1 protein-coding gene and 2 pseudogenes are annotated in these 15367 nt (G+C 70.2%); all 3 read left to right on the top strand.

Annotated elements, in window-relative coordinates:
- Positions 1-90: 90 nt before the first annotated feature.
- A pseudogene (locus RJ03_RS19075) lies at positions 91-5475 on the top strand (type I polyketide synthase); the annotation flags it as partial.
- A 54-nt stretch (positions 5476-5529) separates the two neighbouring features.
- A pseudogene (locus tag RJ03_RS39255) lies at positions 5530-8106 on the top strand (type I polyketide synthase); the annotation flags it as partial.
- 174 nt (positions 8107-8280) lie between these two features.
- A complete protein-coding gene (locus RJ03_RS19070) occupies positions 8281-15261 on the top strand; it encodes an SDR family NAD(P)-dependent oxidoreductase (protein WP_506330398.1) in 6981 nt (2326 codons plus the stop codon).
- Positions 15262-15367 lie beyond the last annotated feature (106 nt).

The raw sequence follows: 15367 nt of genomic DNA, 5'->3' as shown, positions 1-15367 counted from the left end.
GAGGAACGGCTCAGCCGGTATCTGCGGAAGCTGACCGGCGATTTGCGCGCCGCCAAGAAGCAGATCCGGGATTTGGAGGACCGCGCCGGCGAACCGATCGCGATCGTCGGCATGAGCTGCCGCTATCCGGGTGGCGCCGACACTCCGGATCGGTTGTGGGATCTGGTCGCCGCCGGCGCCGACGCGATCGGCCCCTTCCCGGCCGACCGGGGCTGGGACCTCGAGCGGCTGTTCGACACCGATCCCGACGCACCGGGCACCGTCTACACGCGGGAAGGCGGATTCCTCGACACCGCAGGTGATTTCGACGCGGCCTTTTTCGGCATCGGGCCGCGCGCGGCCGAGGCGATGGATCCGCAGCAGCGCCTGTTCCTCGAAGCGGCCTGGGAGGCGCTGGAGGACGCCGGCCTCGACCCGGCATCGCTGCGCGGCAGCGACACCGGCGTATTCGCCGGTGTGATCCACCAGGACTACGGGCCGCGCGTCGGTGCACCGGGGCTCACCGCCGAGACGGAAGGCCATGCGTTCCTCGGGGTTTCGGCCAGTGTGCTCTCCGGCCGCGTCGCGTTCACCTTCGGATTCAAGGGTCCGGCGCTCTCGGTGGACACCGCATGCTCGTCCTCGCTGGTGGCCTTGCATCTGGCCTGCCAGGCATTGCGGCAGGGCGATGTCTCGCTCGCCCTGGTCGGCGGGGTCACCGTGATGTCGGATCCCGGTCTGCTGATCGCCTTCGGCCGCCAGCGGGCCCTGTCCCCGGACGCGCGGTGCAAGGCCTTCGCCGCGGCGGCCAACGGGACCGGATTCTCCGAGGGCCTCGGCATGCTGGCCGTCGAGCGACTGTCGGATGCTCGCCGCCACGGCCACCGCATCCTCGCGGTGGTGCGCGGCAGCGCGGTCAACCAGGACGGCGCCAGCAACCAGCTGACCGCACCGAACGGTCCGGCGCAGGAGAAGGTGATCGCGCGGGCGCTGGCGAACGCCGGGCTGGCACCCGCCGATGTCGACGCGGTCGAAGCGCACGGCACCGGCACCACCCTCGGCGATCCGATCGAGGCGCAGGCGCTCATCGCCGCCTACGGTCGCGACCGGGCCGGTGATCCGCTGCGGATCGGCTCGCTGAAATCGAATATCGGCCACACCTCGGCCGCGGCCGGTGTCGGCGGTGTGATCAAGATGGTGCAGGCATTGCGGCACGAAATGCTGCCCGCGACATTGCATGTCGATGCGCCGACACCGCATGTCGACTGGTCGGCCGGAGCGGTGCGACTGCTGACCGCCGCGGAGCCGTGGCCGGCCGGGGGCCGGGTCCGGCGCGCCGGTGTGTCCTCCTTCGGCGCCAGCGGAACCAACGCGCACGTGATTGTCGAGGAGGCGCCCGCACCGGAGCCCGCTGCCGAAGCCGCGGATCCGGCCCCGGAGCAGGATGCGGTCGCATCCGCCCTCACCCCGGTGCTGATCTCGGCGAAATCCGAGGAGGGCTTGCGGGGGCAGGCAGCCGCGCTCGTGCGATGGGTCGACGACCACCCCGACCTCACCGTCGACGACCTCGGCTATTCCCTGCTCACGACCCGCACCCGGTTCGAATGGCGGGCCGCGGTGCCGGCGGACGGTCGCGACGCGTTGCGCGCGGCGCTGTCCGACCTCGCGGAATCGGGTGCGGCGAGCTCGGCCGTCGTGACGGGGCGGGCGGTGACCCGCAAGACGGCGCTGCTGTGCACCGGCCAGGGCGCACAGCGCGCCGGAATGGGACGTGAACTCTACGAGGCGTTCCCGGCATTCGCCGCCGCCCTGGACGAGATCTGCGCACAGTTCGATCCACTGCTGGGAGTGTCGCTGCGGCAGGTGATGGTCACCGGCGCGGACTCCACGGCTCTCGATCGCACCGAATTCACCCAGCCCGCACTGTTCGCCTACGAGGTCGCGCTGTACCGGCTGCTGAACTCGTTCGGCGTGATACCGGATGTGCTGATCGGACATTCGATCGGCGAGCTGGCCGCCGCGTATATCGCCGGTGTGTGGTCGCTGCCGGACGCCTGCCGTCTGGTCGCCGCCCGCGGTCGCCTGATGGGGCAGTTGCCGACGGGTGGCGCCATGCTCGCCGTCGCGGCGGCCGAATCCGAGGCGACCGAGATGATCGCCGGAGACCGGAGCGTGTCCGTCGCGGCGGTGAATTCGCCTGGCGCAGTGGTGATTTCCGGTGACGAGGACGCGGTGGCGGCGTATCGGGCGCGGTTCGCCGACCGTGGCCACAAGACCGCACAGCTGACCGTCTCACATGCCTTCCACTCCCACCGCATGGATCCGATGCTGTCCGAATTCGAGTCCGTCGCAAGGGAAGTGGAGTACCGGCGCCCGCGGATTCCCCTCGTGTCGGATGTGTCCGGCCGGATCGCGGGCGAGGAAGTGCTCGATCCCGGCTACTGGGTGCGCCAGGTGCGCGAGCCCGTCCGATTCGCGGCCGGAGTCGACTCCCTGGTCGCCGCGGGCGTCCGGCGGTTCGTCGAAATCGGGCCCGACGCTGTGCTGACGGCGATGACCGGGCAATGCCTGCCGGAGGATCTCGACGGGGAGTCGACCGTCGTCGCGGCCGCGCGTCGCGGACGCGGCGAGGTCGAGCAGTTCGCGCACTGCCTGGCGCAGATGTACACCGCCGGTGCCGAGGTCGACTGGAGCGTGTTCTTCGCAGGCCGGGACGTGAAGCGAGTGTCGTTGCCCACCTACGCGTTTCAGCGTCGGCGCTACTGGCTCCCGGCCGCGCCCGGCGCCCGCGGGGGCGAATCGGCCGGTTTCCGCGCGATCGATCATCCGCTGCTGGAGGCGGTGTTGCCGATGGCGGACGGCGGCCTCGTGTTGTCCGGTCAGCTGTCGCCGCGGGCGCAACCGTGGCTGGCCGACCATGTCATCGGCGGGGTCATGTTGTTGCCGGGGACCGGATTCGTGGAACTCGCCCTGCGTGCCGGCGCGGAGGCGGGCTGCCCCGTCGTGGACGAACTGACGCTCCGGGCGCCACTGGTACTGTCCGCGACGGACAGTGTGCCGATCCAAATAGTCGTCGGCACAACCGAATCCGACTCATCGCGGCGCCCGGTCTCGATCTACTCGCGCGGTGCCCACGACCACGACGGCGAGTGGGTGCTGCACGCCCAGGGTCTGCTGTCCGCCACGGATGCGGCTGCGCCCGCACCGGAGATCTGGCCGCCCGCCGCGGCCGCCGCCGTCGACATCGACTACGGCAAATTCCTCTCGCGCGACTACGCCCTGGGGCCCGCCTTTCGAGGGGTGCGGGCACTGTGGCGACGCGGTGAGGAGGTGTTCGCCGACATCGCCGCCGACGCGGACACCGGTGTCCGCGCCGACGGATTCGGCATCCACCCGGCACTGCTCGACGCGACGCTGCAGGCGGGTCTGCTGGCCGATGTGCTCGAAATCGATGCCGGACAGGTGGTGTTGCCGTTCTCGTGGGAGTCGGTGTCGCTGTCCACCACCGAGGCGTCGCTGCTGCGGGTGCGCCTGACCGTCAGCGGATCGTCGGTCTCGATCCGAGTCACCGACGGCCACGGGCGGCCGGTGCTGTCGGGATCGGTGACCATGCGGGCGACTCCGGTGGCGCAGCTCGCGGCGGCGGCCGCCGCCGATCCGGTGCTGGAGCTGGTGTGGTCGCCGGCCACGGCCGAAGCCGGGGCGGCCGAGGCGAGCGTGGGGTGGTGGGATCGGCTGGAGCCGGAAGCGCCGGTACCCGCGGTGGTGGTCGTCGAGGCCGGGCGCACCGCCGGCGCCGACGTCGTGGCCGCCACGCATACCGAGGTCGCCCGCGTCCTCGGCGTGCTGCAGCAGTGGCAGGCCGGGGACCGGTTCGCGTCGAGCACCCTGGTGGTCGTCACCCGCGGTGCGGTGGCGCTGCCGGGCGAGGACGTGACCGATCTCGCCGGTGCGGCGGTGTGGGGGTTGGTGCGGTCCGCGCAGGCGGAGGATCCGGGGCGAATCATGCTGGCCGACATCGACACCGACACCGACGCCGGCGTCGACGAGCACCTCGCCTCGACGGTGCTGGCTGTGGGCGAACCCGAAGTGGTGATGCGCGCCGGTGTCCCGCACATCGCTCGGCTCACCCGCTCCGCTCCGGCGTCCGCGCCGTCCGGCGACACGTCGGCATTCGGTGCGGGCACGGTGCTGATCACCGGCGGCACCGGTGGCGTGGGCGCCGTCGTGGCCCGGCATCTGGTGCGCGCGCACGGGGTGCGGTCGCTGCTGCTGGTGAGCCGCAGCGGCATGCGGGCCGCGGGTGCGGCGGCGTTGTGCGAAGAGTTGGAGCAGGCGGGCGCCCAGGTGAAGGTGGTCGCCTGCGATGTCGCCGACGCCGGCGCCGTGGCCGGCCTGCGGGCCCACGTGCCGCCACGGTGGCCGCTGTCGGGTGTGGTGCATGCCGCGGGCGTGCTCGACGACGGAGTTGTCGCCTCGTTGACCCCGCAGCGCATCGATACCGTGCTGGCGCCCAAGGTGGATGCCGCCTGGTACCTGCACGAGGCGACCGCGGACCTCGAGCCGGCCGCGTTCGTGGTGTTCTCGTCGGTGTCCGGCACGGTGGGAGGTCCGGGACAGGGCAACTACGCCGCCGCGAACACCTTCCTCGACGGTCTGACGGCCCATCGCCGGGCCCGTGGGCTGGCCGCCCAGTCGGTGGTGTGGGGCCCGTGGGCGCGCACGAGCGGTATGGCCGGACACCTCGACGCGAGCGATGTGGCGCGGATGAACCGGGCCGGATTCACCGCCCTCTCGGACGAGGCCGCGCTGGCCGGATGGGATGCGGCGCTCGCGCGCGGCACGGCCCATCCGGTGATCGTGGCGCTGGACACCGCCGCGATCCGGGCCCGGGCCGCTGCCGGCATGCTGCCGCCGGTGCTGCGGACGCTGGCCCCGCCGGCCCCGCGCCCCCCGAAGGAAGTCGCATCGGCGGTCGCCCTACTGCCGCAACGGCTTACGGGACTCGACGCCGATCGGCAACGGCAGATGGTGCTCGAGACCGTGCGCGACCACATCGCGGCCGTGCTCGGGCTCAACGGTGCGGCCGCGATCGCACCCGAGCGCACCTTCCAGGATCTGGGGTTCGATTCGCTCGGCGCGGTCGAGTTACGCAACCGGCTCAAATCCGTCACCGGCCTGTCGCTGTCGGCCGCAGTGGTTTTCGACTATCCGACCCCGAAGGCGCTCGCCGGCCATCTGCACGCACAACTGGCCGGTGCGCCCGTGGACGTGCGGCCACGCCCGGTCGACGCTGTGTTCGACGACTTGGAATCCGCGCTGGCACTGGGCAATTGGGACGACGAGCAGAAGCGGCGGATCGTGGCTCGGCTGCAGTCCGTCGCCGCGAGTTGGGCGGCTCGAACCGACCCCGGCGGCGGCGTGCCCGAAGACGATGTGGAAAGCGCTTCCGAAGCGGAGCTCTTTGCGATTCTCGACCGGGAACTGGATGCCTGAGCACCGGTTCCAGGCTCGAATTCCGTTAGCGTAGAAAGATTCTGGGTTATTCAGATGGCCGACGACACCAAGCACCTCGATTACCTGAAGCGGCTGACCGTCGAACTTCGCCACACCCGTCAACGCCTGCGAGAGATAGAGGATCGGAGATCCGAACCCATCGCGGTGGTGGGTGCGGGCTGTCGCTTTCCGGGCGGGGTGGCGTCTCCGGAGGATCTGTGGCGCTTGGTGTCGGACGGTGTCGACGCGATCGGCGACTTCCCGGTCGATCGCGGCTGGGATGTGGACGGCCTCTACGATCCGGACCCCGAGGCGCGCGGAAAGTCGTACACCCGATCGGGTGGATTCCTCTACGACGCGGCGGAATTCGACGCCGAATTCTTCGGTATCGGGCCGCGTGAGGCGTTGGCGATGGACCCGCAGCAGCGACTTCTGCTGGAGACGTCGTGGGAGGCGCTGGAACGCGCCGGTATCGACCCGTCGACCGTGCGGGGCAGCGACACCGGCGTCTTCGCCGGCGCGGCGAACGGAGAGTATGCTGATCTGCTGCACGACGGCCCGGTCGACCTGCGCGGCTACCTGCTGACCGGTACCACCGGCAGCGTCGTCTCCGGCCGGGTGGCCTATGCCCTGGGGCTGGAGGGCCCGGCGGTCTCGGTGGACACCGCGTGTTCCTCGTCGCTGGTCGCGGTGCATCTGGCGGTACAGGCGTTGCGCTCGGGGGAGTGCGCGATGGCGCTGGCCGGCGGTGTGACGGTCATGGGCTCACCCGGAATGTTCGTGGAGTTCTCCCGGCAGCGAGGCCTCGCGCCGGACGGACGGTGCAAGTCGTTCGCGGCGGCCGCGGACGGCACCGGATGGTCCGAAGGCGCGGGAATGCTGGTGCTGGAACGACTGTCGGATGCGCGACGGCGCGGGCATCGGGTGTGGGCGGTGATCCGGGGCACGGCGATCAATCAGGACGGTGCGTCCAACGGCCTGACCGTGCCGAACGGTCCCGCGCAGCAGCGGGTGATCCGCGCGGCACTGGCCGATGCGCGACTGGCGCCCGGCGACGTCGACGTGGTGGAGGCGCACGGCACCGGCACCGTACTGGGTGACCCGATCGAGGCGCAGGCTCTGTTGTCGACTTACGGGCAGGGCCGCGAGCCGGACCGTCCGCTGTGGCTGGGCTCGCTGAAATCCAATATCGGTCATTCGGTGGCCGCGGCGGGCGTGGGCGGCGTGCTCAAGATGATCATGTCCATGCGACACGGCGCGATGCCGCCCACCCTGCACGTCGACGAGCCGACACCCCGCGTGGACTGGTCGGCCGGCGCCGTCGAACTGCTCACCGAGCGCCGGGATTGGCCGGCCGAACCGGACCGGCCCCGCCGGGCCGCGGTGTCCTCGTTCGGTATCAGCGGCACCAACGCGCACGTGATCCTCGAACAGGCGCCCACCGACGAATCCGCCGAGGCCGCTGGTGCGGGCCCGGAAAGCGATGTCGCCGAGGCATTTCCGTGGGTGCTGTCGGCGAAGTCGGAGACCTCGTTGCGGGCGCAGGCCGAGCGCCTGCGCGAATTCCTGATCGCCGATCCCGCCCCGTCGGTGGCCGATGTGGCGTATTCCCTGGTCTCGACCCGCGCGGTCTTCGACCATCGCGCCGTGGTCGTGGGAGACGACCACGCCTCGATGCTGCGTCGCCTGGCCGCCGTGGCCGCCGGTGAGCAGGGTTCCGGAATCGCCACCGGCGTCACGGAGCCGGCGCGGGTGGCCGTCATGTTCGCCGGTCAGGGATCGCAGCGGACCGCGATGGGGCAGCAGCTGTACCAGCGATTCCCGGCATTCGCGGAGGCGTTCGACCGGATCTGTGTCCTCCTGGATCCACTGCTCGGATGCTCGTTGCGCGAGGCGATCGACTCCGGAACCGACCTGGACCGGACCTGGCTGACCCAGCCGGCGCTGTTCGCGGTCGAGGTGGCGCTGTATCGGCTCCTCGAAACATGGGATGTCACACCGGAGGTCGTGTTCGGGCATTCGATCGGTGAGATCGCCGCCGCGCACGTGGCCGGTGTGCTGAACCTGTCCGACGCCTGCGCGCTGGTGGCGGCGCGCGGCCGGTTGATGCAGGAATTGCCCCCCGGCGGAGCGATGCTCGCGGTACAGGCCGGTGCTTCCGAGGTCGGCGAACTGCTCGACGGTCTGGACGGCGTGGACGTGGCCGCGGTGAACGGGCCTGCGGCAGTGGTGATCTCGGGCCGCGCGGAGCGAGTGGACGAACTCGCCGAGCTCCTGCGGGCGCGTGGGCGGCGCGTCAAACGGTTGCGTGTCGGTCACGCGTTCCACTCCGCACTCATGGAACCGATGCTGGAGCGTTTCGCCGAGGTGGTCGAGACCCTGCGGTTCGACCCGCCGCGAATTCCGGTGATCTCCACGGTGACCGGCGCGATGGCCGATCCCGAGCTGTGGTGCTCGCCGCGATACTGGGTCGACCAGGTCCGCCTGCCCGTCCGGTTCGCCGACGCCGCGGCCGCCGCCTGGGCGCAGGGCGTGGACACCTTCCTCGAGGTGGGGCCGGACGCGGTCCTGTCGGCGGCCGCGGCCGACTGCCTGCCCGAGGACGCGGCCACGGTGCCCGTACTGCGTGCCGACCGGGGCGAACCCGCCGACATCCTGGCCGCCGCGGCACGGCTGTTCGTGCGGGGAGTGCCGGTGCGCTGGAATGAGGTCTTCGCCGGGCGGAACCCGCGGCAGGTGGAACTGCCCACCTATGCCTTCGATCGTCGGCACTTCTGGCTCGAAACCTCCCGTGGCCCGGCCGGTATGGGCGCGGCTGCTCCGGTCGGGAACCTCGACCGGACCCCCGAATCGCTCCTGCGTGTCGAGTGGATCGCCGCCGCGCGGCCGACACGGATCGTCGATCCGGAACGCATCGCGGTGGTGGGCTGGAACGCGGCGGACGTGCGGAGTTATCCCGATGCGGCGGCGCTGATCGCCGACCTGGATGCCGCGGTCGAGTCCGCCGTCCCGGACATCGTGTTGTGGAAGTGCCCGACGTTCGAGGGCGCGCCGCCGCTCGCGGCTCGGCGGATCGTCGCCGAGCTGCTCGAGACCGTGCACCTGTGGTTGCGCGATTCGCGGCTCACCGCCTCGCGGCTGGTCGTGGTGACCGACGGTGCCGTCTCCATCGATGCGTCCGACCCGGTGAATCTCGGGCAGGCGCCGGTGTGGGGGCTGGTGCGGGCCGCGCAGGCCGAGCATCCGGGCCGCTTCCAGCTTCTCGACGTGGATCACGATGTCCGGGAACAGAGCGCGAGAACAATTGCGGCATACGCCTTTTCGGCCGGAGAAGAACCCGAGGTCGCGCTGCGGGGCGAAGCTCTGTCGGTTGGTCGGCTGCGTCGGCACGATGCGGCGACGGTCGTCCCGGCGCTCGGATCGGGCACGGTGTTGGTGACCGGCGGGACCGGCGGGCTGGGCGCGTTGCTCGCTCGGCATCTGGTGGTGAATCACGGTGTGACGCATCTGCTTCTGGTGTCGCGGCGGGGTTTGGCCGCGCCTGGTGCCGAGCGGTTGTGTGTGGAGTTGGAAGAGCTCGGTGCGCGGGTGCGTGTTGTCGCCTGTGATGTGTCGGATCGTGACGCGTTGTCCGAGTTGATCGACGGTATCTCCGATGAGCATCCGTTGGTCGGTGTGGTGCACGCCGCGGGTGTCGCGGATAACGGTGTGGTGGAGTCGATTACGGCGGAGCGTGTTGATTCGGTGTTCGCGCCGAAGGTGGATGCGGCGTGGCATCTGCACGAGTTGACTCGCGGTCGGTCGTTGTCGTTGTTCGTGTTGGTGTCGTCGGCTGGTGGTTTGGTTTTGGCGGCGGGTCAGGCGAATTATGCTGCGGCGAACGTGTTTCTGGATGCGTTGGCTGTTCATCGGCGTGCCGCGGGTTTGCCCGCGACCGCCATCGACTACGGCCTGTGGGAAGCGACCGGCCTGGGCGCACTGCTGTCGGACGGGGACGTCGCGCGGATTCGGCGGCAGGGGCTGCCCCCGCTGACCGCGGCCGAGGGGCTGGCCCTGTTCGATCTGGCGATCACCACCGACGCCGCGCAGGTGGTGGCGGCACGGATCGATACGGCGGCCCTCCGCGACCGCGGCGACGAACTTCCGGCACTGCTGCGCGACATCGCTCCTTCGTCCGCTCGCGACCGGGCCCCGGCCCGCCTCGCGGGTGGAGCCCCGGTGGATGAGCCGGCGGCACTCGACCTCGTTCGATCGGTGACCGCCGAGGTTCTCGGGCACACGTCGGCGGACGAGGTCGATCCGCGGCGCACGTTCCAGCAACTGGGTGTCGATTCGCTCGGCGGCGTCGAATTGCGCAAGAAGCTCGGTTCCGCGGTCGGCCTGCACCTTCCGGCCACCCTCGTCTTCGACTATCCGACCCCGCATGTCGTGGCCCGATTCCTCGCCGCGGAGCTGACCGGCGTCGTCGGCGTCGACGAGAGCGTGGTCGATCGCCCTCGCGCCGGCGACGATCCGATCGCGATCGTGGCGATGAGTTGCCGCTATCCCGGTGGGGTGTCCTCACCCGAGGATCTGTGGCGACTGGTGGCGGACGGCGTCGATACCAACGGCGACCTGCCGGTCGATCGCGGCTGGGATATCGAATCCCTCTACGACCCGGAGCCGGGCACGCCGGGCAAGACATACGCTCGCACCGGCGGATTCCTCTATACGGCAGCCGATTTCGATGCCGAGTTCTTCGGGATCAGTCCCAATGAAGCCAGGGCGATGGATCCGCAGCAGCGGTTGCTGCTCGAAACCTCGTGGGAGGCGCTGGAGCGATCGGGTGTCGATATGGCCTCGCTCCGGGGCAGCTCCACCGGGGTGTTCGCCGGAATGTCGTTTCACGACTACCCCGGTAGTGCGAACTCGGGTTCCATCGCGTCCGGCCGGGTGTCGTATGTGTTCGGCTTCGAAGGCCCCGCCGTGACAGTCGATACGGCGTGTTCGTCGTCGCTGGTGGCGATGCATCTGGCCGCGCAGTCGTTGCGATCGGGGGAGTGTGATCTGGCGTTGGCCGGTGGTGTGACGGTGATGGCGACACCGGAGACGTTCGTGGAGTTCAGTCGTCAGCGTGGGTTGTCGCCCGACGGCCGGTGTAGGTCCTTCGCGGATGCGGCCGATGGTGTGGGCTGGGCTGAGGGTGTGGGTGTGCTCGTGCTGGAGCGGCTGTCCGATGCGCAGCGCAACGGCCATCAGGTGCTGGCGCTCATCGCGGGTTCGGCGGTGAATCAGGATGGTGCGTCGAATGGTTTGACGGCGCCGAACGGTCCGTCGCAGCGGCGGGTGATCCGGCAGGCCCTGGCCAATGCGGGTCTGTCTCCGGTGGATGTGGATGCGGTAGAGGCGCACGGTACGGGTACGACGTTGGGTGATCCGATCGAGGCTCAGGCGTTGCTTGCCACTTACGGTCAGGATCGTGCTGCGGATCGGCCGTTGTGGTTGGGGTCGCTCAAGTCGAATATCGGTCATGCCCAGGCTGCGGCGGGTGTGGGTGGTGTGATCAAGATGGTCATGGCGATGCGCCACGGCGTGCTGCCGAAGACTCTGCATGTCGATCGGCCGAGTACGAAGGTCGATTGGGCGCAAGGCAGTATCGAGTTGCTGACCGACCCGGTCGAGTGGCCGGAGGTGGGTCGCCCGCGTCGCGCGGGAGTGTCCTCGTTCGGAATCAGCGGCACCAACGCGCACGTCATTATCGAACAGGCCCCGGACACCGGTTCGCGACCGGTAACGACGGTGCCGGCCGATGCCGTGCTGCCGTGGGTGGTGTCGGCGCGCACGGGTGTCGCGCTCGCCGACCAGGCCCGGCGGCTGGCATCACATCTCGCCGCCCGTGAACACGATCCGGCCGACATCGGCTTCTCCCTGGCGACGAGAGCGGTGTTCGACCATCGTGCGGTGGTCGTATCGGCCGAGCGCGACGCCCTGCGGGCCGGAATCCGAGCGCTGGGGCGCGGCGAGCCGGGGCCGGGGGTGGTGTCGGGCCGAGCGATGCCGGGGTCGACCGGCATGGTGTTCTCGGGGCAGGGGGCGCAGTGGGCCGGTATGGCCGCCGAACTGCACCGTGCCTACCCGATATTCGCCGAGCACTTCGACGCGATCCTGAGCGAGCTGGAACCGTCTCTGGGACAGCGGGTTTCGCTGCCCGACGCACTGACGGACGAGGACCTGGTCGACCACACCGTATTCGCGCAGGCGGGTCTGTTCGCGTTCGAGGTGGCCCTATACCGGTTCCTGGAGTCGTGGGGTGTGCGTGCGGATGTGGTGGCCGGTCATTCGATCGGTGAGGTCGCCGCCGCGCATATCGCGGGTGTGTTGTCCCTCGAGGATGCGTGTGTGCTGGTGGCCGCGCGCGGTCGCCTGATGCAGGCGCTGCCCGCCGGTGGGGCGATGGTCGCGGTGGGTGCGTCGGAGGCCGATGTATTGCCGCTGCTGAGCGCGGAGGTGTCGATCGCCGCGGTGAACGGTCCTGCGTCGGTGGTGCTGTCCGGCGCCGAAGCCGCTGTCACCGCCGCGCTCGAGGCGAGCGCCGAGCGCGGATGGCGGACGAAACGGCTGCGCGTCTCCCATGCGTTCCATTCGTCGCTGATGGAACCCATGCTCGGCGAATTCGCCTCGGCGATAGCGGGTCTCACGTTCGCACGTCCCGCCGTCGCACTGGTGTCGACCGTGACCGGTAGGCAGGTCGTCGATGAGATGTGCGATCCGGCGTACTGGGTGGGGCAGGTTCGAGACGCGGTCCGATTCGCCGACGCGGTAACCGCGATGGCGGATATGGGAGTGTCCCGCTTCGCCGAAATCGGGCCGGACGCCGTGCTGTATCCGATGGTCGATCAGACTCTGGACGCACGAGCAGAACCCCACGCCCCGGCCGTGGTGGCGTTGGCGCATCGGGGCCGGGCCGATGCCACGAGCGTGATCGCCGGTGTGGCCGGGCTGTTCGTCACCGGCTCCGAGGTGAACTGGGCCGGGCTCTACGCCGGCACCGGAAGCCGGCGAATCGAGCTGCCCACCTATGCTTTTCAGCATCAGCGGTACTGGGTGAACGCCGGGTCCACTGCCGCCGACGGTGGTGCTCGGGCACTGGGATTCGTCGACACCGGACATCCCATGCTGTCGGCGATGGTGTCGCAGCCCGACTCCGGCGCCGTGATCCTCAGCGGTCGTCTCTCGGTGCGGACCCAGCCGTGGCTGGCCGATCACCGAGTGCTGGATACGGTGCTGTTTCCCGGCACCGGATTCGTCGAACTCGCGCGGCACGCCGGCGAGCAGGTCGGCTGCCCGGCTCTCGACGAGCTGGTGCTCCGAGCGCCCCTGGCGCTACCCGAGACCGGTGGCGTCGCGATCCGCGTGGCGGTCGGTGAACCGGACGAGACCGGACACCGCGCCGTGCGGATCTTCTCCTGCGCCGACGGGGAGGTCGATTCCGTACCCTCCTGGACGCTGCACGCCGAAGGTGTTGTCGCACAAGCCGGCACGGCACCCGATTTCGACCTGATCTCCTGGCCCCCGGTGGGCACCACCGCCGTCGACATCGACGGTGTGTACGACGCACTCGATGCCCTGGGCTACCGATACGGGCCGGTATTCCAGGCATTGACCGCGGTCTGGCGCGGGGAGGACGGCGAAATCTACGCCGAGGTGGCGGTGCCGGAATCCGTGCGCGCCGACGCGGCCGGATTCGGGTTGCATCCCGCACTGCTCGATGCGGCGCTGCACGCCGTGCGTTCGGCATCGGATATGCCCACGACGGAGATCGCCCTGCCGTTCGAATGGTCGGGCGTCACCGTGTACGCGGGCGGGGGCGATTCGCTGCGGGTCCGGCTCACTCCGGAGGGTGACCACGGCGTCGCGCTGGACCTCGCCGATTCGACGGGTATGCCCGTGGCGTCGGTCCGGCACCTCGCGTCTCGGCCGATCGATCCGGCCCAGCTCACCGCCGGGGGAGCCACCGGTCGGAATGCGTTGTTCGAGGTCGGGTGGACACCGGTGGCGCTTCCCGATGCCGAGGTGACCACGGCCCGATGGGCAGAGCTGGGCGACGACGTCCCCGGCCTCGTCGTGTGGGACTGCCCGACCGGTGACGATCCCACCGCCGTTCGTGCGGCGACGCATGAGGCGCTGCACGTCCTCCAGGCGTGGACGACCGACTCCCGCTTCGCCGATTCGGTGCTGGTGGTCCGCACCGGCGGCGTGATATCGGTTGCGGGCGAGGCGATCACGAACCTCGCGGGCGCCGCGGTCGGCGGTCTGGTGCGTTCCGCGCAGACCGAACATCGGGGCCGGATCGTCCTGCTCGATACCGACTCCGGCGTGCCGGGCGGGGTCGTGGCCGCAGGCGAACCACAGATCGCCGTCCGCGCCGGACAGGCCTACGCCGGCCGCCTGACCCGAGTCACACCCGCGGCGGCGACTGTCCCGGACGACTCCTTCACCGCCGACGACACCGTTCTGGTCACGGGTGCGAGCGGGTACCTCGGCGGCCTGTTCGCCCGGCACCTGGTCACCGCGCGCGGTGTGCGCCGGCTGCTGCTGCTGAGCCGCCGAGGTGAATCCGCGCCCGGCGCAACGACATTGCGTGCCGAGCTGGAACACCTCGGGGCCCGAGTCGACTTCGCCGCCTGCGACGCCGCCGACCGCGAGGCACTGGCCGCGGCATTGTCCACGGTTCCGGCCGATCATCCGGTGACCGGCGTCTTCCATCTGGCCGGTGTGCTCGACGACGGTGCGATCGGTTCGCTCACCCCCGACCGGTTGGACGCGGTGCTGCGCCCCAAGGTCGACGCCGCCCTGCAGTTGCACGACCTGACCCGCGACCTCCCGCTGAAGGCGTTCGTCCTGTTCGGTTCGGTGGCAGGACCATTCGGCAATGCCGGGCAGGGGAACTACGCCGCGGCCAACGCCTGCCTGGACGCGCTGGCCGCGCAGCGGCGGGCATCCGGCCGGTGCGGGCAATCCCTCGCCTGGGGTCTGTGGGAGGCCGAGGGCGGTATGGCCGCCGAACTCGATGCCGCCGCGCGGCAACGGATAGCTCGCTCCGGTGTGCTGCCGCTGGCGGCCGGACACGGCCTCGCCCTGTTCGATGCCGCCGCGCGCATCGATGCCGCGGCGCTGGTCCTGGCTCGGTTGGATCTGGATGCGTTGCGCGGTGCGGGAACTGTCGCACCGCTGTTCGCCGACCTGGTCCCGCAGCGACGCACCACGGCGTCGGGTACGGCCGCGGCACTGCGTGCCCGCGTGGCCGACACCCCGGACCACGAACGTCCCGCCGTGCTGGTGGAGATCGTGCGCGGGCAGGTGGCGGCGATTCTGGGCCACGCCCACGCGAATGCCGTGGATGTGGACAAGGCGTTCAACGAGCTGGGATTCGACTCGGTCACCGCCGTGGAGTTCCGCAACGTCCTGAAAACCGTCACGGGTCTGCCGCTGCCCGCGACCCTCGTTTTCGACTATCCGACGCCACAGGCACTCGCGGGCCATCTCGTGGAGATGCTCACCGAGAACGACCCGAATGAACCGGACACGTTGCCGGAGAACGAGATTCGGCAGGCGCTTCGAACCATCCCGCTCTCCCGGCTCCGGGCGGCGGGGCTGCTGGAGGCGCTCCTGGAGCTCGCGCGCGACGGTGACACACCGCGTGCTGAAACAGACGACACCGATCGAGGCGTCGGGGACGAGTCCATCGACGAATTGGACATCGACGACCTGATCGACCTGGCCTACAACGGCTCATCAGAGGACTGAGAATGACGAACCCCGATGACAAGACGCAGAAGCTGGCGCAGGCGCTGCGGGTCTCGCTCAAGGAAACGGAGCGATTGCGGGCGCGCAATCGCAAACTCGACGCGGC

It is taken from the genome of Nocardia aobensis NBRC 100429 (genome assembly GCF_000308375.1).
Lineage (GTDB): Bacteria > Actinomycetota > Actinomycetes > Mycobacteriales > Mycobacteriaceae > Nocardia > Nocardia aobensis.
Note: the sequence above shows the minus strand (reverse complement) of the source record. Positions and strands in the feature narration are given on the sequence as shown.